The sequence below is a fragment of the Streptomyces sp. NPDC058683 genome, assembly GCF_042716195.1.
GTDB lineage: Bacteria > Actinomycetota > Actinomycetes > Streptomycetales > Streptomycetaceae > Streptomyces.
The window spans coordinates 50,885-71,141 of the sequence record NZ_JBHXSK010000018.1 but is presented as its reverse complement, the minus strand read 5'-3'; the positions used below and the strand labels follow the sequence as shown (position 1 = coordinate 71,141).

The window sequence follows — 20,257 nt, the reverse complement described above, 5'->3', positions numbered from 1 at the left end:
CCGCCTCTGCGTCTGATCACCCCCGGCGCGCTCGCCCCGGCCGAGGGACAGTGCCCCTTAAGGGGCACCTCCCCCGGCGGCCCGAACCCGGCGAGAAAACCTACCCGAGCGCGGACTTCACGGCGTCGGCCAACCGCCCCGCCACCGACCGGGCCTGCTCGATGTCCGCGGCCTCCACCATCACCCGTACCAACGGCTCGGTGCCCGAGGGGCGCAGCAGCACGCGCCCCGTCTCCCCCAGCTCCCGCTCCGCCTCCGCGACGGCCGCCGCCAGGTCCCCGGAGGTCTTCACCCGGGACTTGTCGACGTCCGGCACGTTGATCAGCACCTGCGGCAGCCGCTCCATCACGCCCGCCAGCTCCCGCAGCGACCGCCCGGTCTGGGCGACCCGCGCCGCCAGCAGCAGCCCGGTCAGCGTGCCGTCACCGGTCGTCGCGTGGTCGAGGATGATGACGTGCCCGGACTGCTCGCCGCCGAGGGCGTACCCGTGCTCCTTCATCTCCTCCAGGACGTACCGGTCACCGACCGCGGTCTGGACGAGGTGCAGTCCTTCCCGCTCCAGCGCCAGCTTGAAGCCGAGGTTGGACATGACGGTGGCGACGACGGTGTCGGCGCGCAGCGCACCCCGTTCCCGCATGTCCAGCGCCAGCACGGCCAGGATCTGGTCGCCGTCGATCTCCTCGCCGGTGTGGTCGACGGCCAGGCACCGGTCCGCGTCGCCGTCGTGCGCGATGCCGAAGGCGGCCCCGTGCTCGACGACCGCGGCCTTCAGCTTGCCGAGGTGCGTGGAGCCGCAGCCGTCGTTGATGTTGAGCCCGTCCGGCTCCGCGCCGATCGTGACGAGGTCCGCGCCGGCCCGGCGGAACGCCTCCGGCGAGACCCCCGCGGCCGCGCCGTGCGCTTCGTCCAGGACGATCTTCAGCCCGTCGAGCCGGTTCGGAACGACCGACAGCAGGTGGGCGATGTACTGCTCGGAGCCCTCGTCGTAGGACCGTACCCGGCCGACGCCCGCGCCGGTGGGCCGCTCCCAGGGCTCGCCGTGGCGGTGGGACTCGTAGACCGCCTCGATCCGGTCCTCGAGCTCGTCGGCGAGCTTGTGGCCGCCGCGGGCGAAGAACTTGATGCCGTTGTCGGGCATGGCGTTGTGGCTGGCGGAGAGCATGACGCCCAGGTCGGCGCCGAGTGCGCCGGTCAGGAACGCGACCGCCGGGGTGGGCAGCACCCCGACGCGCAGGACGTCGACGCCCGCGCTCGCCAGGCCCGCGACCACGGCCGCTTCCAGGAACTCCCCGGACGCGCGGGGATCCCGCCCGACGACCGCCTTCGGCCGGTGGCCCTCGAACGTGCCCGCCTCGGCCAGCACGTGCGCCGCCGCCACCGACAGCGCGAGCGCCATCTCGGCCGTCAGGTCCGCGTTGGCGACGCCGCGCACGCCGTCCGTGCCGAAGAGTCGTCCCACTTGTCCTCCTGAAGAAGCGTCTTTGCTGCCAGGAAATGATGGCAGGCGCTTAGTCATGCGATCACACCAGCCTTTGAGCGTCTTGTGTCGTTATACGCCCTTGGCCGGGATAAACGAACGCCCCGGCGGCACATGTGGCGTGCCGCCGGGGCGTTCGGAGTACGCGCCGAGCCAGGACCCGGATACGCGGGCCGGGCCCGTATATGCGTACGGGCAGGCAGCGAGCGATTAACGCTTGCTGTACTGCGGGGCCTTGCGGGCCTTCTTCAGACCGGCCTTCTTGCGCTCGACCGCACGGTCGTCGCGCTTGAGGAAGCCGGCCTTCTTGAGCGGGCCGCGGTTGTTGTCGACGTCGGCCTCGTTCAGGGCGCGGGCGACACCGAGACGGAGCGCACCGGCCTGGCCGGAGACACCGCCACCGGCGATGCGGGCGACGACGTCGTAACGGCCCTCGAGCTCCAGCACCTTGAAGGGCTCGTTGACTTCCTGCTGGTGCACCTTGTTGGGGAAGTAGTCCTCAAGGGTGCGACCGTTGATCTTCCACTTGCCGGTGCCCGGGACGATCCGGACGCGGGCGATGGCGTTCTTGCGACGGCCCAGGCCGGCGGCCGGCTGCGGGTCGCCGAAGCGGGACGCGAGGGACTCCGAGGTGTACTCACCCTCGACGGGGACCTCGGACTCGGTGGTGTAGCTGTCGATGTCGACCAGCTCGGTCTCGGTCTCTTCGACCGGCTGCTCAACGGTGGTCTCGGCCACGATTCTCCTCAGATTCTCTTCAGTCTTAGGGGGTGGCCGGACTTACTGCGCGACCTGGGTGATCTCGAACGGCACCGGCTGCTGCGCAGCGTGCGGGTGCACGTCACCCTTGTAGACCTTCAGCTTCGAGAGCATCTGACGGCCCAGCGTGTTCTTGGGGAGCATGCCCTTGACGGCCTTCTCGACGGCCTTCTCGGGGTTCTTGTCCAGCAGCTCGTCGTAGCGGACGGAGCGCAGACCGCCCGGGTAGCCGGAGTGGCGGTACGCCATCTTCTGGGTCCGCTTGTTGCCGGACAGGTGCACCTTGTCGGCGTTGATGATGATGACGAAGTCACCGGTGTCGACGTGAGGAGCGTAGATCGGCTTGTGCTTGCCCCGCAGAAGGGACGCGGCGGTGGTGGCGAGACGACCCAGGACGATGTCCTGGGCGTCGATGACGTGCCACTGGCGAGTCACATCGCCGGGCTTAGGGCTGTACGTACGCACTTCGCAGCCTTCTTCTTCAGTGGATGGGTACTGACACATGGCATCACTGAAGCGATCGTGCAGCTGGGGACGACAATGCCGGAGACGCTGCCCGTATGCCGCCCACTGGTAACTGCTCCAGGGAACCTAGGTAGAGGCCACTCCCGTGAGAATGAGCGAACCAATACACAACGATGAGGAAGCTTACAAGGGTGCCCCCTGACGGGTCAAAACGAGCTCGCGCGGACTTCCGCGGCGCGCGACGGCACCGGGATGCTCCCCCGTGCCCCAAAGGTCCACTATCACCCTTCGTACTGTCACACCAGTACCCCCGGCCCCCGTCTAAGATGCGCCCCATGAGCTATGGGCAGGGGGGACCCCAGTCCCAGTGGGATCCCTGGAAACCGCAGTCGCAGCAGCCCTGGAACGGGGGCACCGACCAGACCCCGGACTGGGCCGCGCTCGCCGAGGCCTCGGAGACGCGGAACAAGCGGCGCAGAGTGCTGTTCATCGGTGGTGGCGTGGTCGCCACGCTGGCGATCGGCACGGCCGTCGCCATGGCCGTGGTGTCCGCGAACGGCGACAACAACGCCTCCGGAACACCCAGCAACCTGCCCGCGAGCGCCTCGCTGCCGAGCGACTCGGCGGACTCGGCGCCGTCCTTCGCGCCGACGAGTGCGCCGCCGCCGCTGGACCCCGAGGAATTCATATCCAGTGTGAAGAAGGACACGGCGCCACTGAGCGCCGAGACCCTCTTCCCGGGCACCCAGCTGACCATGGGCGAGACGGTGTACAAGAAGGGCGCCACGGCCGACACCAAGAAGTGCGCCACGGCCGCCAAGGGCACCCTCCCGAACATCCTCACCAAGAATGACTGCACCCGGCTGCTGCGCGTCACCTACTTCAAGGACGGCGCCGCGGTGACGGTGGGCGTGGCCGTCTTCGACACCGAGGCGCAGGCGGCCAAGGCCAAGACCGAGGCCGACAAGAAGGGCTTCGTCAGCGCACTGGCCGGCTCCGGGGTGAAGGCCTTCTGCACCTCCGGCGTCTGCCGTACGACGACCAACTCCTACGGCCGGTACGCCTACTTCACCACCGCCGGCTTCCTCAACGGCAAGGACGTCACCACCAAGGACACCAAGGTCTTCCAGACCGGTGACGACCTGGCGGAGTTCACCTTCCGGCAGATCCGCAGGCGGGGCGAGGCCCAGGCCTCGGCGGCCGCGAACCAGTGACGTATCCGCGGAGCACCTGAGACTCTCCCCGGGCCCGACCGGTGATCAAGGAGATCACCGGTCGTCGGGCCCTTGGGGGGACTCATGACGGACACGTCCAGACGCGGACTGCTCGCCGGTGCGGCCGGCCTCGACGGCACGGCTCTCGCCACCACGGTCGCCACCGCGGCCCCGGCGGCCGCCGCGTCCGGCACCGGCGCGGGCCGGCTGAACGTGCGGGACACCGCGTACGGCGCCCTCGGCGACGACTCCGCCGACGACCAGCCCGCCATCCAGAAGGCCATCGACGCGGCCGGCCAGGGCGGCACGGTCTACTTCCCGCCCGGCAGGTACCGCATCGCCGCGCCGCTCAGGCTCTCCCTGGGCGTGACCCTGCGCGGCGAACCGGAACCCGCACTTCCCGGTGCGCACCGACATGGCCGACTCCTTCCTCCGCCCCGGCATCGGCAACTTCACCGGCGAGGCCCTGATCGTCGTCGACCCGGCGTCCACCTGCCCAACATGCTCCTGAGCAGGCCCAACGTGAAGACCTAGCGGAGTCAGGAGTCCTACTAGGTTCTGACCGGCGGCACAATGGCCTCGGGTTCGGTCGGGGAGGGAACGGGGGCGGGCGGGGATCATGCGCATGCGGGGACGGGTCGGGCTCGTCGGGGCGGGTGCCGTCGCCGGGCTGCTGGGTCCGCTGGCGCTGTGGGAGGCCTGGCGGGACGACCGGGACGCCGCGCGGGTCCCGCGGCTCGTCCCCACCGACCTGCGGGACCGTGACCCCGACGCGACGCCGGCGGCCCGCCGGGTCTACGCGCTGCTGGCCGGCCTGGAGAACGACGCCCGCCGCGGCCGTGCGACCCGCACCGTGATCGGGCAGCACGTGGAGCTGCAGAACGAGCGCTACAACGCGGGCTACGGCGACTACCGGGGCACCAAGCAGCCGGGCTACTACTACCGCAAGGCCCGGGACATCACCGGACGGCTGCCCGGTTTCGTGGAGCTGGACCTCGGCCCCGGTTACGGGCAGCCGGGCTGGGCGGTGGGCACGGCCCGCTCCTACTCCCGGGCCTGGCCGGCCTGCCGGCGCTTCTGGGGGTACACCGAGGACGCCGTGGATCTCGCGGTCGGCGTGTGGTCGGGCCTGCCCCGGGCGGCCGACGGCTCCTACCGGCCCTCCGGCACCCACCAGGAGTGCGCCTCCGGCGCCGAGGTCTCCCTGCCGCACAACGGCGGCGGCCCCGCGGGCCTGGTCGGTTTCTCCTTCCACCAGCCCTACCCGGGCAGCCCGGTCAAGGGTTTCGAGCAGACCCTGCTGCGCAACTCCCCCGGCGCGAAGGACCGCGGCTGGTTCGGCCGGGTGGTCACCGCGGGCAGCGCCGAGCACCAGGCCCTGCTGCACGACCTCGACTTCCTCGCGGACCATCTCGGCTATCTCGCCGGCCAGGGGGTGCCGGTGCTGCTGCGCCCGTACCACGAGATGAACACCCCGCCGGGCCACGGCTTCTGGTGGGCGGGGCAGGATCCCGCCGCCTTCCGGAAGCTGTGGCGGCTGGCCCACGACCACCTGGTGCACCGCCGCGGCCTGCACAACCTGATCTTCGTCTGGTCGCCCAGCTCCTGGGACGGCACCTACGGCCGCCGGCCCGGGGCGTACTATCCGGGCGGCCGCTACGTCGACATAGTGGGCGTCGACGACTACAGCGACACCCCGGCCAAGCCGGTCGGCGGCGCCTGGACCGAGGTCTGGTACCGGGGCCTGGAGAAGTACCGCAGGCCGCGCATCGTCGCCGAGTCCTTCCACGTCCCGCTGAACGCGGCGCAGCCCCGGACCCTGACCCGGACGCCATGGGTCATGTGGACGGTGTGGGGCCAGGCACTGTCGTACGACAATCTCGCCGAGCCCCGGGCGAAGAACACCACGGCCGATGTGAAGCGGACCTACGGCTCACCGAAAGTGATCACCGGTGGACGCCCCGTCCACGTTTCGGATGTGGACTGGGAATCACTGAACAAGAGTCACTGAGGTTAACTTCCGAACACAACTTCCACACACGCATTCCCATGTACTGCACATACATGCAAGGATCGCTGTTCTGTTCGGTCAGTGGTTCGGGCGCCCGGGGGGGCATCTGAGAGGCGGCTGACCGAGGCGCCTATAGAAGGCGCGGGGGGATCGAACCCGGAACAGCGAAGCCGTCCTGGCGTGCTCTGCCATGCCATGCCACGGCCGAGGTCCGTCGATGCCTCCGCGCGCCACCGATCTCACGGGGAGTTCCACAGCCGTCATGGCATCGACAACGGTCGACAGCGGTGCGCCGCATTCGCGGCACACCGTGAAACTGGCGAAGCGCACCGCCGCCTGGAAACCGGCCATCCTGCCGTTCCTGATCCCACTGGTCTTCCTGACCCTGTTCAGCCTGTGGTCGTACACACCCAGCGACTCGCCGCTGGCGTGGCTCATCACCATCTGCTGGGCGCTTCCGGTTCCCGGTGTACTCGTGTCAGTACAGGGCTTCTTCCTCATCCGCCGCCGGCTCCGCAAGGCGCATCTGATGACTCCGCCGGCGCTGGTGGACCAGGACTTCCTGATCGTCCTCGTCCCCACCATCGGGCGGCACGACACCTACCCGGCCCTGGAGCGCTCCGTCCTCTCCTACGTGGAGCACCTCCCGGAGTGGTTCCCGTACATGCGCGTGGACGTGCTCACCGAGGAGGGCTGCGAGGCCGGGGCGCGGATCGACGAGCTGGCCGCGGTCAGCCCGCTGATCCGCGTGGTCACCGTGCCCAAGGCGTACGAGACCGAGAACGGCACCCGCTTCAAGGCCCGTGCCAACAACTACGCCCACGAGCTGCGCATCGAGGAGCGCGAGGCCCTCGACCACGTCTGGGTGCTGCACATGGACGACGACACCGGTGTCGGCCCCGACACCTCGGCGTCCCTCGCCCAGTTCATCAACCGCCAGCGCCGTGCGACCCCCGAAGAGGTCAAGCACATGGCGCAGGGCATCCTGACCTACCCGCGCGAGAACGCGGTGAGCCTGCTCACCTGGTTCGCCGACGCCATCCGCCCCGCCGACGACATCGCGCGCTTCCGGGCCTTCACCGGCCTCGGCACCCCGGCCGCCGGCGTGCACGGCGAGCTGCTCGTCATCCGTGCCTCCATCGAGGCCGAGATCGGCTGGGACTTCGGCCCCAGGGAGATCGTCGAGGACGCCCGGCTCGCCCTGACCTTCTGCCGTCTCTACCCGGGCCGCAGCGACTGGTTCAACGGCCGCTGCTACGGCGCCTCACCGGCCAACGCCAAGGACTTCATCAAGCAGCGCGAGCGCTGGGCCTGGGGCCTGGTCGCCCTCTGCTTCAACCGCAGGGTCCCGCTGCGCTACCGCTGGTTCCTGACCATCTGCGTGACGAGCTGGATCCTCGGACCTCTTCAGCACGTCGGCACGATCATCTTCGTCGCCTGGTTCATCGGCGACATGAACACCTCGCCCGTGACCCAGTCCGTGGTCATTCTGTGGTCGATCAGCTTCGCGTATGTGATCTGGGCGTACTGGGAAGGGCTGCGGCTCAACGCGATCGCCTCGGTCAGCGGCCGGCGCAGGTGGTGGGAGCCCGTGGCGGTCCTCCTGCTGCTGCCCTACTTCTCCCTCATCGAAGGAATCGGGGGCATCAAGGGCCTCTGGAAGTTCCTCCGCCGTGAGGAGAACAAGTTCGTCGTCATCGCCAAGCCCGCCTGATCCGGAAGAGACCTCACACCCATGAAGCGCGCACGCCTGCCCATGCTCGCCGTGCTCCCCGTCACCGTCATCTCCCTCGTGGTCGCGGCACCCTTCGTGATCGGCGACCACCCCCTGCAGTGGTCGTCCGGATCCCTCATGCCCCACCTGGTGCTCGACGGCAGCGAGCCCGCCCACCCGGCCGGGTCCAAGTCCGGCACCGGCACCGCGGCCCCTTCGGAGAACACCGAGATCGCCAAGGTCGGCAAGGAGTGGAAGAAGGGCATGCCGCAGTGGGGCGTCCAGCTCTACTGGGAGGACAACCCCGACCACCCCCTCGCCTACGTGGAGAAGCAGGCCCGGCTCCACGCGAACTACCTGGTCGGCCTGCACGCCAACTCCGTCAGCGTCTCCTTCCCGTTCTTCACCGGGAACAAGTCCTCGACGAAGATCACCGGCGGCACCAAGACCCCCACCCCCGAGCGGCTCGCCCGGATATTGGCGATCTTCCACGAGGCCGGACTGCGCACGACGGTCAGGCCGCTCATGGACGAGACGTCGCTCGACATCGCGGACGGCAACTGGCGCGGGAACATCGCCCCCTCCGACCGTGACGCCTGGTTCGCCTCGTACGAGAAGTTCCTGACCCCCTACCTGAAGGCGGCCCAGGGCGAGAAAGCGGCGACCTTCGTCATCGGCACCGAGCTGAACTCCATGGAGGGCGACGACCGCTGGAACGCGCTCGTGGACAGGGCCGAGAAGGAGTTCACCGGCGAGGTCGCGTACGACGCGAACTGGGACAACTACGTCAGCGGCCCGATCTCCATGCCCGTCAGCCACCTCGGCATCGACGCGTACTTCCCCGTCAAGGTCGACGACGACGCCTCGGTGGACACCCTCGTCAACGGCTGGGACGACTGGCTGGACAAGAAGGCCACCGGCACCCTGCCGAAGATCACCGTCGCCGAGGCCGGCATCGGCGCCATGAACGGCGCCTACCACTCCCCCGGCAACTTCTACGCCAAGCGCGCCGTCAACCTCCAGGTGCAGGCCAACTGGTACACCGCCGTCTGCCGGGTGGTCCAGGAACGGAAGATGAGCGGCGTCTACTGGTGGTCGATCTACTTCGACGACGACCCCAACGACAAGCCCGACGACAAGGTTGCCTCCCGGCTCGACTTCGCCGGTCGCCCCCTCTCCGAGAAGGCGATCAAGTCCTGTTTCACCTCCGACTACGCGGGCCCCGGGACTGACACCGCTAGCTGACCGAGCGAGGCAATCATGCAAGAAGCCATCATTCTGGTGGGCGGCAAGGGAACCCGCCTGCGCCCACTGACCAACCACACCCCGAAACCGCTTCTCGGCGTCGCGGGCTCCTCCTTCATCCGCCACCAGGTGGCCAAGCTGATGACGGCCGGTGTCGAGCACCTGGTGTTCGCCACCTCGTATCTCGCCGACCTCTTCGAGGACGAGTTCCGGGGCTTCTCCGAGGACCTGGAGATCTCCTACGCCGTCGAGGAGGTCCCGCTGGGCACCGGCGGCGCCATCCGCAACGCCGGCCGCCTGCTGCGCGGCCCGTCCGACGCCCCGGTCCTCGTCCTCAACGGCGACATCCTCTCCGGTGTCGACCTGCGCGCCGTCCTGGAGCGGCACGAGGCCCGGCGGGCCGACGTCACCCTGCACCTCACCAGGGTCGCCGACCCCCGCGCCTTCGGGCTCGTCCCCACCGACGAGAACGGCCGGGTGCTCTCCTTCCTGGAGAAGCCCAAGACGGCGGAGGAGTGCGTCACCGACCAGATCAACGCCGGCTGCTACGTCTTCCGCCGGTCCGTCCTGGACGCCATCCCGGCCGACCGCGAGGTCTCGGTCGAGCAGGAGACCTTCCCGGGGCTCGTCGCCCGGGGCGGCCGCGTCTTCGGCCACACCACCGCCGACTACTGGCGTGACCTGGGAACCCCGCTGGCCTTCGTGCACGGCTCCGCCGACCTGGTCACCGGCCGGGCGGCCTCGCCGCTGGTCGGCCCGCCCGCCGAGGCCCTGATCCACCCCACGGCCACCGTCGACCCGACCGCCCGCGTCACGGGCGGCTCGACGATCGGCCCGGGCGCCGTCATCGGCCCGCACGTGGTCGTCGACCGCTCCATCGTCGGCGAACGCGTCACCGTGGCCGAGGGCGCCCGGATCCATGAGTCCGTGGTGGACCACGACGCCTCCATCGGTAGCGAATCGATTCTGCGCGAGGCGGTGGTGGGCTGCCACTCCCACGTCGGCGCGGAGAACGAGCTGCCCGCCCAGCTGCGGCTGTCCTGCGGCATCCGCATTCCCGCCCAGGGGGTGCGCGTCAGCGGGACGGCTGCCGCCTGCCCGACGGCCCACTGAATCCGCCGGCCCGACCGGACAGTTACTGGAGAGAAGTGACCACCCATCAAGCCATCCCTGTAGGCGACCCGACGGAGCCGCCCGAGCACCGGTCGGACCGGCACCGCCGCAGCGCCCCGAAGGAAGACCGGCTGCGGAAATACCGCCCCGACCTGCAGGGCCTGCGAGCCGTAGCGATCACGATGGTCGTCCTGATGCACACGGGCATCCTCGGCATCCACGGCGGCGTCGACGTCAGCTTCACGCTCAGCGGCTTCCTCATCGGCAGCCAGCTCCTCGCGGAGATCGACAAGACCGGCAAGGTGTCGCTCGGCAAGTTCTGGGCCCGCCGGTTCCGACGGCTGGCGCCGGGCGCCTCCCTCGTCATCGTCGTGACGGCCGTCGTGGCCTGGATCTACGCCAGCCCGTTCCGTTTCCGCGACTACATGTCAGACGGCTTCGCGGCTTCGCTGAGCTTCATCAACTGGCGCCTCGCCGAGAACGGCACCGACTACTTCGCCAACGACGGCAGCCAGTCGCCGTACCAGCACTTCTGGTCGCTGGGCATCGAAGAGCAGTTCTACGTCGTCGCGCCACTCGCGCTCGTCGTCGTCGCCTGGTTCAGCCGGGTCGTCTTCCGCAGCCGCTTCTTCATCGGACTCTTCCTGGCCACCGTGATCGGCGGCTCGCTGTATCTGTCGGTCACGCAGACCCAGACCAACCAGCCGCTCGCCTACTTCGGCACCCAGACCCGGGTGTGGGAGCTCGCCCTCGGCGTCTTCGTCGCCCTCAACGCCCGGCTCCTGTCCCGTGTGAACCAGGGCTTCGCGGCTTTCCTCACCTGGGCCGGGCTCGGCACCACCCTGGTCACCGCACTCCTCATCACGGAGAAGACCCCGCTGCCCGGATACGCCGTGGGCGGCCCGGTACTGGGCGCCGCCCTGGTCATCGCGGGCGGCTGCGCGGCGCCCCGCCACGGCGTCGAGCGGGTCCTGTTCAACCCCGTGACCGACTTCGTCGGCAACGTCAGCTACGGCTGGTACCTCTGGCACTGGCCGATGCTGATCCTCTGGCCCGAAATCGTCACCCGCGAGTTCAGCTACTCCGACCGTTTCCGGGTCGCTGCGGGCTCCTTCGTACTGGCCGTCGCCACGCATTACCTGATCGAACGGCGGCTGAAGGCCAACGCCAAGCTGGTACAGATCCCGTGGCGCGGCATCCTCGTCGGCCTGACCCTGACCGGCACCGCGGCCGTCGCCACGACTCTCGCCGTACGGGTGCCGCTCAACCTGTCGGTCCAGACCGCCTCCGGCGCCGCCGCCAACGGCTACCAGGGCATCGCCTCCGTCGAACAGGCCGTGAAGGAGCGCGACCATCCCCGGATCAGCGAGTCGGCCCTGCTCAAGGCCCCCAGCGACCGCGGCGACCACGGCTGCATCGACGACCTGCTCATCACCGGCTACACCCTGCGCGACGAGTGCGTCATCGGCGACACCACGGCCAAGCGGACGATGGTGCTGATGGGCGACTCGCACGCCTACCAGTGGGGCAACGCGTTCAACGAACTCGGCAAGAAGCTGCACGTCAAGGTCATCACCGTGATCAAGAGCGGCTGTACCCCCGAGGTGTACAAGATCACCCGCGAGGACCTCGGACGCGACTACACCGAGTGCACGAGCTGGCGGAAGACGGCCCTCGACAAGATCGACCAGCTCAAGCCGGACGTGCTCGTCGTCGCCAACCGGGTCCAGGGGACCACCACCGAGGAGGGCGCGGACCAGACCTTCAAGCGCCTGAAGGCCACCGGCGCGAAGCTCGTCTACCTCACGGACACGCCGTACCCGAACCGCTCCGTTCCGGACTGCCTCGCCCAGAACTCCGACGACATCGGCGCCTGCAGCCGCCCGTCCACGGAAATGATCGACCGCGCCGAGTTCCGCCTCATGGAACGGGAGGCGGCCCAGAAGTCCGGGTTCAAGGTCATCGACACGATTCCGGCCTTCTGCGCCGACGGCTACTGCCCGGCCGTGATCGGCGGGCACGTCGTCTACTGGGACTACAGCCACATGAGCGGCAGCTACGCCCTTTCCCTGGCCCCGTACCTGGAACCGAAGTTCAAGACGGTCCTCGCCGGCTGATCCGTCACATCCGTCAGGCCGACCGCACCCGCACCCGGCGCGCCTCCCGCTGCCTCTCCAGCAGCAGGCCGGCCGCCGGGTACGCGACTTCCTCCAGGGTCAGCCCGTGCGGCCGCACGACATGCACGGCGCTGTCCCGCACGCCGGCGTCAAGAACGCGCCGCGGCCACTCCACGCCCCGGTGCCCGTCGCCGACGAACAGCAACGCGCCCACCATCGACCGCACTTGGTTGTGGCAGAAGGCGTCGGCCCGCACCTCGATCTCGACGACCCCGTCCGCCCGCCGGGTCACCCCGAAGCCGAGGATCTCGCGAATGGTCGTCGCCCCCTCCCGCTTCTTCGCGTACGCGGCGAAGTCGTGCTCCCCGACCAGTGACTTGGCGGCCGCGTCCATCACGGCGACGTCCAACTCCCAGTCGTGCCACAGGACGTGATGGCGCAGCAGCGGGTCCACGCCCCCCGGCCGGTCCCCGACCCGGTAGACGTACCGCCGCCACAGCGCCGCGAACCGCGCGTTGAACCCCGCCGGCGCCTCACCCAGCGCCCACACCCGCACGTCCTTCGGCAGCCGCCCGGCGAGCCGCTTCAGCAGCTTCTCGCGCTGCTCCTCCCACACCCCGGCCGGCAGATCGACATGCGCCACCTGCCCCCGCGCGTGCACCCCGGCATCCGTCCGCCCGGCCACGGTCAGGTCGTACGTCGTCCCCTGTGACCGGGTGACGACCCGCAGCGCCTCCTCGATCTCCCCCTGCACGGTCCGCTTCCCCCCGGCCTGCTTGGCCCACCCGTGAAACCCACTCCCGTCGTAGGACAGGTCGAGGCGGATGCGGACATGGCCGGGCTGAACTTCGTCACTCACGGGAGAATCCTCTCAGGGCAAGAAAAGCGGGCCCGTCCCTGAAAGGAACGGACCCGCTCACGCGCCCCTTCAGGGGCGCGGGGAACTGCGCAACCAGCCACTACGGCGCCGCAGTCAAAGGACGGCCTTACGCCTCCTTCGACTCCTCGGCGGCGTCCTCGGCCTCGTCGGCCTTGGTCACGTCGACCTTGGCGTCCTCGACCTCGACAACCTCGGCAGCCTTGACCTCGTCGGCGTCCTTGGCGGCACGCTTCGTGGCGGCCTCGGCCTCACCCGTCGCCTGCTGCGCGACCGTCAGCGCCTCGACCAGCTCGATGACAGCCATGGGCGCGTTGTCGCCACGACGGTTACCGATCTTGGTGATACGGGTGTAGCCACCCGGACGGTTCTCGTACCGCGGGCCGATCTCGGTGAAGAGCGTGTGCACGATGCTCTTGTCCGTGATGACCTGGAGCACCTGACGGCGGTTGTGAAGGTCGCCCTTCTTCGCCTTGGTGACCAGACGCTCGGCGTACGGCCGCAGACGGCGGGCCTTCGCCTCGGTGGTGGTGATACGGCCGTGCTCGAAGAGCGCCTTCGCGAGGTTCGCGAGGAGCAGCTTCTCGTGCGCGGCGCTGCCGCCCAGACGGGCACCCTTGGTGGGCTTCGGCATGGTTCTTCTCCTGTGTGTCTGCCCCGGCCGTATCAGGTACCGAAGTCAGTATCTGAGCAGACGGTTGTCTGTCAGAGATCCGGTCGAGGCCCCGAAGGGGCCCGACCGGAAGGGGCGCGGGGAACTGCGCGACCAGCCACAGCGCACCCGCACCCGAGTGCAGACCGGAAGGTCCGAGCTCTTAGTACTGCTCGGTCTCCACAAAGCCCGCGTCCGCATCGTCGTCGGCACCAAAGGCGTCGGCGGCGGCGGTCGGGTCGAATCCGGGCGGGCTGTCCTTGAGGGCCAGGCCCATGCCGGCCAGCTTCGCCTTGACCTCGTCGATGGACTTCGCACCGAAGTTGCGGATGTCCAGGAGGTCGGCCTCGGAGCGGGCGACGAGCTCACCCACGGAGTGGATGCCCTCACGCTTGAGGCAGTTGTAGGAGCGGACCGTGAGCTCCAGCTCCTCGATCGGCAGCGCCAGATCGGCGGCCAGGGCGGCGTCCGTGGGCGAGGGGCCCATGTCGATGCCCTCGGCGTCGATGTTGAGCTCGCGGGCCAGACCGAACAGCTCCACCAGGGTCTTACCGGCGGACGCCATGGCGTCACGGGGACGCATGGCCTGCTTGGTCTCGACGTCGACGATCAGCTTGTCGAAGTCGGTGCGCTGCTCGACACGGGTCGCCTCGACCTTGTACGTGACCTTGAGCACCGGCGAGTAGATGGAGTCGACCGGGATACGGCCGATCTCCTGGCCCACCTGCTTGTTCTGCACGGCGGAGACGTAACCGCGGCCACGCTCGACCGTCAGCTCCATCTCCAGCTTGCCCTTGCCGTTGAGCGTGGCGAGGACGAGGTCGGGGTTGTGCACCTCGACACCGGCCGGGGGCGCGATGTCGGCGGCGGTGACCAGACCCGGGCCCTGCTTGCGCAGGTACATCACGACCGGCTCGTCGTGCTCCGAGGAGACGACCAGCTGCTTGATGTTGAGGATCAGGTCGGTGACGTCCTCCTTGACGCCCGGCACGGTGGTGAACTCGTGCAGGACACCGTCGATACGGATGGACGTGACCGCCGCACCCGGGATCGAGGACAGAAGAGTCCGGCGGAGGGAGTTGCCGAGGGTGTAGCCGAAGCCCGGCTCCAGCGGCTCGATCACGAACCGGGAGCGGAACTCGTCGACGACCTCTTCGGTCAACGAGGGACGCTGAGCGATCAGCATGGTGTGGATCCTTCAGTTGCGGGCGCCCGCTATTTGACGCCCTACTGGTACTGCAAGGGTACGGGCGATACGGCCCCTTTACGGAGCCGTACCGCCCGGAAACCTCAGGCCCGAAGGCGTCGCGTCAGACGCGGCGGCGCTTCGGCGGACGGCAGCCGTTGTGCGGGGTCGGGGTGACGTCCTGGATGGAGCCGACCTCGAGGCCCGTGGCCTGCAGGGAACGGATGGCGGTCTCACGACCGGAACCCGGGCCCTTCACGAACACGTCGACCTTGCGCATGCCGTGCTCCTGCGCGCGGCGGGCAGCCGACTCGGCGGCCATCTGCGCGGCGAACGGCGTGGACTTCCGGGAGCCCTTGAAGCCGACGTGGCCGGCGGAGGCCCAGGAGATCACGTTGCCGGACGGGTCCGTGATGGAGACGATCGTGTTGTTGAACGTGCTCTTGATGTGCGCGTGGCCGTGAGCGACGTTCTTCTTTTCCTTGCGGCGCACCTTCTTGGCAGCGCCCTGACGACCCTTGGGGGGCATCTAGTAACTCCTACGGGGAGGTGGTCGGTCCTACAGCGAAGACCGCTGATGAAGCGTTGTCCGCTGCGGACTACTTCTTGCCCGGCTTCTTCTTGCCGGCGATGGCGCGACGCGGGCCCTTGCGGGTGCGGGCGTTGGTGCTGGTGCGCTGACCGCGGACGGGCAGGCCGCGGCGGTGACGCAGACCCTGGTAGCAGCCGATCTCGACCTTGCGGCGGATGTCGGCCTGGATCTCGCGACGGAGGTCACCCTCGGTCTTGATGTTGTTGTCGACGTACTCACGAATCGCGACCAGCTGCTCTTCAGTCAGGTCACGGACGCGGGTGTTCGGGTCGATGCCGGTCTCGGCCAGCGTCAGCTGGGAGAGCGTACGGCCGATGCCGAACACGTAGGTGAGGGCGACTTCCACACGCTTTTCGCGCGGGATGTCAACACCGGAAACGCGTGCCACTTCAATGGCTCCTGGTGATCTTCGGAGGTCTTCCGCAGGACCGGCTCCCAGCCGCCGGCCTCTTGTATTTCAAAGAGTAGGTACGACCTGGGTCCCCGGCCTCCGAACCGGGGGTGTCGAGCCGTGTGGGGCTCGGGCCCTGCGTATGAACAAATTCAGCTTGCGTCGCGCGAATCTCTGCGATGGATGCAGAGGGATCGGTCGTGCGTCAGCCCTGGCGCTGCTTGTGGCGCGGGTTCTCGCAAATGACCATGACCCGACCGTGACGGCGGATCACCCTGCACTTGTCGCAGATCTTCTTGACGCTCGGCTTGACCTTCATGGGATTGAGGTTCTCCGGGTCAGTTGCCGGCAGCCCCGCTCACACGGGACCTGGGCAAGATCTACTTGTATCGGTAGACGATCCGGCCACGCGTCAGGTCGTACGGAGACAACTCCACCACGACCCGGTCGTCAGGGAGGATGCGGATGTAGTGCATACGCATCTTGCCGCTGATGTGTGCCAGGACCTGGTGGCCGTTCTGGAGCTCGACCTTGAACATCGCGTTCGGAAGAGACTCGACGACAGTGCCCTCGATCTCGATGGCACCTTGCTTCTTGGCCACGCTTCGCCCTTCGAATCGACTACCTTGATCGACTCCCACGCGTCCCGCTTGGGATATCCCACGGGCGCATGCGGACATGCGGGTGCACGAGAGCCGACGAGTCAGTCTACGTCAGCGCACCCGGAAAGACGAATCGGTGAAGTCTGCCCCACAGAGCAGATCATTAAGCGCGCGAGATTGCCGCGCCCCTTCAGGGGCGCGGGGCTGTTTCGATATGCGGCTCCGCCGCGCGGGCGCGCGAAGCCCCCACCCAGCCGCAGCGTCGAAAAATATGCTCAGCCCATCGGATCCGGCGCAGCCGTGATCCCATGCTCGGCCAGCTTGGCCTTACCTCCGTCGGGAGACGTCAGCACCAGCGGACCCTCCTCGGTCAGCGCGACGCTGTGCTCCCAGTGCGAGGACCACGTCCCGTCGGTCGTGATGACCGTCCAGTCGTCCTCCAGCACCTCGGTCCGCGGCGTCCCCAGCGACACCATCGGCTCGATGGCCAGGCAGAACCCGGGGACCAGCTTCGGCCCCTTCCCCCGCCGCCGGTCGACGTAGTTCAGCAGGTGCGGGTCCATGTGCATCTCGGTGCCGATGCCGTGGCCGCCGTAGTCCTCGATGATCCCGTACCGGCCGCCGCCCGGCTTCGGCTGGCGGCGGATGTACGTCTCGATCGCCCGGGAGACGTCGACCAGCCGGCTGCCCTGCTTCATCGCCGCGATACCGGCCCACATCGACTCCTCGGTCACCCGGGAGAGCTCGATCAGCTCCGGAGCGTGACCGGAGCCCACGAAGGCCGTGTAGGCCGCGTCACCGTGCCAGCCGTCGACGATCGCACCGCAGTCGATGGAGATGATGTCGCCGTCCTTGAGGACGACGTTCTCCGCGGGGATGCCGTGGACGACCACGTCGTTGACGGACGTGCAGATGGTGGCCGGGAAACCGCCGTACCCGAGGAAGTTCGACTTGGCGCCGTGCTCGGCGAGGACCTTGCGGGCCACCTCGTCCAGATCCTTGGTGCTGGCACCGGGGACCGCCACCTCGCGGGTGGCCGCGTGGATGGCCGCTACGACCAGGCCCGCCGCCCGCATCTTGGCGATCTGCTCGGGGGACTTGATCTGCACCATGGGGGCCTGCGCTCTCCGTCACTCACGTCAACGTCAACCGGATACCTGTACAACAGTACGGCCGCGGCACCCGAGGGGGCACCGCGGCCGGAACCGCCGTGGAACTACTTCTTGTCGTCCTCGTCCCACCCCAGCGCGTCCAGCGCCCGCCGGGTGATCTCGTCCACCGGGCCCAGCGAGGAGATCGTACGGACCAGGCCCTGCGACTTGTAGTAGTCGATGATGGGCTCGGTCTGTGTGTGGTAGACCTCCAGCCGCGTCCGGACGGTGTCCTCGGAGTCGTCGTCGCGCTGGTACAGCTCGCCGCCGCAGACGTCGCAGACACCCTCGACCTTCGGCGGGGTGTACGTGACGTGGAAGACGTGCGACGAGTCGTTGCGGCAGATGCGGCGGCCCGCGATCCGCTTGACGACCTCGTCCTCCGGGACCTCGAGGTCGAGCACCGCGTCGAGCTTGATGCCCTCGTTCTTGAGCACCTCGTCGAGCGCCTCGGCCTGCGAGACGTTGCGCGGGAACCCGTCCAGCAGGAAGCCGCCGGTGGCGTCCGGCTGCTCCATGCGGTCCTTGGCCATGGCGATGGTGACCTCGTCGGGGACGAGGTTGCCGGCGTCCATGTAGGACTTCGCGAGCTTCCCGAGATCCGTCTGCTGGCTGATGTTGGCCCGGAACAGGTCGCCCGTGGAGATGTGCGGGATCTTCAGCTTCTCGGCGAGGCGAACGGCTTGCGTTCCCTTACCGGCTCCCGGCGGCCCGACGAGGACGATTCGCATCAGCGGAGGAACCCTTCGTAATTGCGCTGCTGAAGCTGGCTCTCGATCTGCTTCACCGTTTCGAGGCCCACACCCACGATGATCAGGATGCTGGTACCACCGAACGGGAAGTTCTGGCTTGCCCCAAAGCCAACCAACGCCATCGTCGGCACGAGAGCGATCAGACCCAGATACAGCGAACCCGGCCAGGTGATCCGGTTGAGCACGTACGACAGGTACTCAGCGGTCGGTCGGCCAGCCCGGATGCCCGGGATGAAGCCACCATACTTCTTCATGTTGTCGGCTACTTCTTCGGGGTTGAAGGAGATGGCGACATAGAAGAACGCGAAGAAAACGATGAGCAAGAAGTACAGGGTGATGTAAATCGGGTGGTCACCCTTGGTCAGGTTCGTGGAGATCCACTGCTTCCAGCCCGAGTTGCCGCCGGCGAACTGCGCCACGAGTGCCGGGATGTAGAGCAGCGACGAGGCGAAGATGACCGGGATCACACCGGCCTGGTTCACCTTGAGCGGGATGTACGTGGACGTGCCGCCGTAGGACCGGCGGCCGATCATGCGCTTGGCGTACTGGACCGGGATCCGGCGCTGGGCCTGCTCGACGAAGACCACCAGGGCGACCATGATCAGGCCGACCGCGATGACGGTGCCGAACTCGATCCAGCCGCCCGCCAGGGTGCCCTGCTTCTTGATGGCCCACAGCGCGGACGGGAACGTCGCGGCGATCGAGATGAACATCAGGATCGACATGCCGTTGCCGATGCCGCGGTCGGTGATCAGCTCACCGAGCCACATGACGACGGCCGTACCGGCGGTCATGCAGATCACCATCGTGATGGTGGTGAAGATCGCCTGGTCCGGCACGATGCTGGAGGCGACCGTGCAGCCGGAGAAGAGGGCGCCGCTGCGGGCGGTGGCCACCAGGCCGGTGCCCTGCAGGATGGCAAGGGCCACCGTCAGGTAACGGGTGTACTGGGTGATCTTCGCCGTACCTGCCTGGCCCTCCTTCTTCAGGGCTTCCAGACGCGGGATGACCACGGTCAGCAGCTGAAGAATGATGCTGGCGGTGATGTACGGCATGATGCCGAGCGCGAAGATCGTGATCTGGAGCAGCGCGCCACCGCTGAACATGTTGACGAGACCGAACAGGCCCTGGTTGCCGGAGGCCTCGTTCACACACGTCTGGACGGCTTTGTAGTTGACGCCGGGGATCGGGACATGGGTGCCGACCCGGTAGGCCACGATGATGGCCAGCGTGAAGAGCAGTTTCTTGCGCAGGTCGGGCGTCCTGAACGCCCGGGCGAACGCGGTGAGCACGGTGCCTCCTGCGACCCCCGCGCAACTGCGTCAAGGGTGACGGTCTTGAGGTTCGACGAATGAGGAAAAAGAACAGCGCAGGCCACCTTACCGGCGACCACGCCCCCCTAGGAACGACCGACCGGGGATACCCCACAGTGAGGGTATCCCCGGTCGGGATCGCTTACGTCATCGATGACGTCCGAGATGCTCAGACGAGCTCGGTGACGGTGCCGCCGGCGGCGGTGATCTTCTCCTTGGCGGAGCCGGAGACGGCGTCGACCGTCACCTGCAGCGCCACGGAGACCTCACCCTGGCCGAGCACCTTGACGAGGCTGTTCTTGCGAACGGCACCCTTGGCGACGAGCCCCTCGACGGTGACCTCGCCACCCTCCGGGTACAGCGCGGCCAGCTTGTCGAGGTTCACGACCTGGAACTCGGTCTTGAACGGGTTCTTGAAGCCCTTCAGCTTCGGAAGACGCATGTGGAGGGGCATCTGGCCACCCTCGAAGCGCTCCGGAACCTGGTAACGGGCCTTCGTACCCTTGGTACCACGACCGGCCGTCTTACCCTTCGACGCCTCACCACGACCCACACGGGTCTTGGCGGTCTTGGCGCCCGGGGCGGGACGGAGGTTGTGGATCTTGAGCGGGTTGTTCTCCGCCATG

At 68.2% G+C, this 20,257-nt stretch carries 21 protein-coding genes; 7 read left to right on the top strand and 14 right to left on the bottom strand.

Annotation, left to right across the window (positions count from 1 at the left end):
- Positions 1 to 100 precede the first annotated feature (100 nt).
- From glmM to rplM, 3 genes are all read right to left on the bottom strand, one after another.
- Positions 101 to 1,459: a phosphoglucosamine mutase gene (gene glmM / locus ACFWXC_RS21145; protein WP_384480756.1), complete on the bottom strand. Its 1,359-nt coding sequence runs from the start codon at positions 1,457 to 1,459 to the stop codon at positions 101 to 103.
- A 228-nt stretch (positions 1,460 to 1,687) separates the two neighbouring features.
- Positions 1,688 to 2,215 (bottom strand): 30S ribosomal protein S9, encoded by a 528-nt coding sequence (gene rpsI, locus ACFWXC_RS21140; RefSeq protein ID WP_046730620.1) that lies wholly within the window; start codon positions 2,213 to 2,215, stop codon positions 1,688 to 1,690.
- Between the two features lie 42 nt (positions 2,216 to 2,257).
- Entirely contained in the window at positions 2,258 to 2,701 is a 444-nt protein-coding gene (rplM, locus tag ACFWXC_RS21135; protein WP_351693668.1) for a 50S ribosomal protein L13, read from the bottom strand.
- 335 nt (positions 2,702 to 3,036) lie between these two features.
- Between rplM and ACFWXC_RS21130 the strand changes: the two genes are divergently transcribed.
- From ACFWXC_RS21130 to ACFWXC_RS21100, 7 genes are all read left to right on the top strand, one after another.
- Positions 3,037 to 3,915 (top strand): hypothetical protein, encoded by an 879-nt coding sequence (locus ACFWXC_RS21130; protein WP_384480753.1) that lies wholly within the window; start codon positions 3,037 to 3,039, stop codon positions 3,913 to 3,915.
- An 84-nt stretch (positions 3,916 to 3,999) separates the two neighbouring features.
- Positions 4,000 to 4,449: a glycosyl hydrolase family 28-related protein gene (locus ACFWXC_RS21125; protein ID WP_384480751.1), complete on the top strand. Its 450-nt coding sequence runs from the start codon at positions 4,000 to 4,002 to the stop codon at positions 4,447 to 4,449.
- Positions 4,450 to 4,540: 91 nt separating this feature from the next.
- A complete protein-coding gene (locus ACFWXC_RS21120) occupies positions 4,541 to 5,926 on the top strand; it encodes a glycoside hydrolase family 26 protein (RefSeq protein WP_384480749.1) in 1,386 nt (461 codons plus the stop codon).
- A gap of 262 nt (positions 5,927 to 6,188) precedes the next feature.
- Positions 6,189 to 7,640, top strand: a complete 1,452-nt coding sequence (locus ACFWXC_RS21115; protein ID WP_384480747.1) for a glycosyltransferase family 2 protein — start codon at positions 6,189 to 6,191, stop codon at positions 7,638 to 7,640.
- Positions 7,641 to 7,661: 21 nt separating this feature from the next.
- Positions 7,662 to 8,885, top strand: a complete 1,224-nt coding sequence (locus tag ACFWXC_RS21110; protein ID WP_384480745.1) for a glycoside hydrolase family 113 — start codon at positions 7,662 to 7,664, stop codon at positions 8,883 to 8,885.
- Between the two features lie 15 nt (positions 8,886 to 8,900).
- Entirely contained in the window at positions 8,901 to 9,998 is a 1,098-nt protein-coding gene (locus tag ACFWXC_RS21105; RefSeq protein ID WP_384480743.1) for a sugar phosphate nucleotidyltransferase, read from the top strand.
- Between the two features lie 35 nt (positions 9,999 to 10,033).
- Positions 10,034 to 12,115 (top strand): acyltransferase family protein, encoded by a 2,082-nt coding sequence (locus ACFWXC_RS21100; protein ID WP_384480741.1) that lies wholly within the window; start codon positions 10,034 to 10,036, stop codon positions 12,113 to 12,115.
- Between the two features lie 13 nt (positions 12,116 to 12,128).
- On the opposite strand, the gene truA is transcribed toward ACFWXC_RS21100, so the two are convergent.
- From truA to rplO, 11 genes are all read right to left on the bottom strand, one after another.
- Complete coding sequence (gene truA / locus ACFWXC_RS21095; RefSeq protein WP_384480739.1) at positions 12,129 to 12,974, bottom strand: tRNA pseudouridine(38-40) synthase TruA; 846 nt, start codon at positions 12,972 to 12,974, stop codon at positions 12,129 to 12,131.
- A gap of 127 nt (positions 12,975 to 13,101) precedes the next feature.
- Positions 13,102 to 13,626 (bottom strand): 50S ribosomal protein L17, encoded by a 525-nt coding sequence (rplQ, locus tag ACFWXC_RS21090; protein WP_384480737.1) that lies wholly within the window; start codon positions 13,624 to 13,626, stop codon positions 13,102 to 13,104.
- Positions 13,627 to 13,807: 181 nt separating this feature from the next.
- Positions 13,808 to 14,830: a DNA-directed RNA polymerase subunit alpha gene (locus ACFWXC_RS21085; RefSeq protein ID WP_003966937.1), complete on the bottom strand. Its 1,023-nt coding sequence runs from the start codon at positions 14,828 to 14,830 to the stop codon at positions 13,808 to 13,810.
- A 124-nt stretch (positions 14,831 to 14,954) separates the two neighbouring features.
- Positions 14,955 to 15,359, bottom strand: coding sequence for a 30S ribosomal protein S11 (gene rpsK / locus ACFWXC_RS21080; protein ID WP_003956432.1), 405 nt, complete (start codon positions 15,357 to 15,359; stop codon positions 14,955 to 14,957).
- 70 nt (positions 15,360 to 15,429) lie between these two features.
- On the bottom strand, positions 15,430 to 15,810 hold the full coding sequence (gene rpsM / locus ACFWXC_RS21075) for a 30S ribosomal protein S13 (RefSeq protein WP_020941684.1): 381 nt from the start codon (positions 15,808 to 15,810) through the stop codon (positions 15,430 to 15,432).
- Positions 15,811 to 16,018: 208 nt separating this feature from the next.
- On the bottom strand, positions 16,019 to 16,132 hold the full coding sequence (rpmJ, locus tag ACFWXC_RS21070; protein ID WP_003998809.1) for a 50S ribosomal protein L36: 114 nt from the start codon (positions 16,130 to 16,132) through the stop codon (positions 16,019 to 16,021).
- Positions 16,133 to 16,193: 61 nt separating this feature from the next.
- On the bottom strand, positions 16,194 to 16,415 hold the full coding sequence (gene infA, locus ACFWXC_RS21065; protein ID WP_003948620.1) for a translation initiation factor IF-1: 222 nt from the start codon (positions 16,413 to 16,415) through the stop codon (positions 16,194 to 16,196).
- A 275-nt stretch (positions 16,416 to 16,690) separates the two neighbouring features.
- On the bottom strand, positions 16,691 to 17,527 hold the full coding sequence (map, locus tag ACFWXC_RS21060) for a type I methionyl aminopeptidase (RefSeq protein WP_384480735.1): 837 nt from the start codon (positions 17,525 to 17,527) through the stop codon (positions 16,691 to 16,693).
- Positions 17,528 to 17,631: 104 nt separating this feature from the next.
- Positions 17,632 to 18,297, bottom strand: a complete 666-nt coding sequence (locus tag ACFWXC_RS21055; protein ID WP_384480733.1) for an adenylate kinase — start codon at positions 18,295 to 18,297, stop codon at positions 17,632 to 17,634.
- Entirely contained in the window at positions 18,297 to 19,610 is a 1,314-nt protein-coding gene (gene secY, locus ACFWXC_RS21050; protein ID WP_384480731.1) for a preprotein translocase subunit SecY, read from the bottom strand. The genes ACFWXC_RS21055 and secY overlap by 1 nt, the downstream gene beginning before the upstream one ends.
- Positions 19,611 to 19,800: 190 nt before the next feature.
- Entirely contained in the window at positions 19,801 to 20,256 is a 456-nt protein-coding gene (rplO, locus tag ACFWXC_RS21045; RefSeq protein ID WP_007443991.1) for a 50S ribosomal protein L15, read from the bottom strand.
- Between the last annotated feature and the right edge of the window lies 1 nt (position 20,257).

What these genes read in the sequence shown, in the direction of transcription:
- ACFWXC_RS21130 (WP_384480753.1), top strand. Translation starts at nt 3,037, where the DNA reads ATGAGCTATGGGCAGGGGGGACCCCAGTCCCAGTGGGATCCCTGGAAA.
- ACFWXC_RS21125 (WP_384480751.1), top strand. Translation starts at nt 4,000, where the DNA reads ATGACGGACACGTCCAGACGCGGACTGCTCGCCGGTGCGGCCGGCCTC.
- ACFWXC_RS21120 (WP_384480749.1), top strand. Translation starts at nt 4,541, where the DNA reads ATGCGGGGACGGGTCGGGCTCGTCGGGGCGGGTGCCGTCGCCGGGCTG.
- ACFWXC_RS21115 (WP_384480747.1), top strand. Translation starts at nt 6,189, where the DNA reads ATGGCATCGACAACGGTCGACAGCGGTGCGCCGCATTCGCGGCACACC.
- ACFWXC_RS21110 (WP_384480745.1), top strand. Translation starts at nt 7,662, where the DNA reads ATGAAGCGCGCACGCCTGCCCATGCTCGCCGTGCTCCCCGTCACCGTC.
- ACFWXC_RS21105 (WP_384480743.1), top strand. Translation starts at nt 8,901, where the DNA reads ATGCAAGAAGCCATCATTCTGGTGGGCGGCAAGGGAACCCGCCTGCGC.
- rplQ (WP_384480737.1), bottom strand. Translation starts at nt 13,626, where the DNA reads ATGCCGAAGCCCACCAAGGGTGCCCGTCTGGGCGGCAGCGCCGCGCAC.
- ACFWXC_RS21085 (WP_003966937.1), bottom strand. Translation starts at nt 14,830, where the DNA reads ATGCTGATCGCTCAGCGTCCCTCGTTGACCGAAGAGGTCGTCGACGAG.
- rpsK (WP_003956432.1), bottom strand. Translation starts at nt 15,359, where the DNA reads ATGCCCCCCAAGGGTCGTCAGGGCGCTGCCAAGAAGGTGCGCCGCAAG.
- rpmJ (WP_003998809.1), bottom strand. Translation starts at nt 16,132, where the DNA reads ATGAAGGTCAAGCCGAGCGTCAAGAAGATCTGCGACAAGTGCAGGGTG.
- map (WP_384480735.1), bottom strand. Translation starts at nt 17,527, where the DNA reads ATGGTGCAGATCAAGTCCCCCGAGCAGATCGCCAAGATGCGGGCGGCG.
- ACFWXC_RS21055 (WP_384480733.1), bottom strand. Translation starts at nt 18,297, where the DNA reads ATGCGAATCGTCCTCGTCGGGCCGCCGGGAGCCGGTAAGGGAACGCAA.
- rplO (WP_007443991.1), bottom strand. Translation starts at nt 20,256, where the DNA reads ATGGCGGAGAACAACCCGCTCAAGATCCACAACCTCCGTCCCGCCCCG.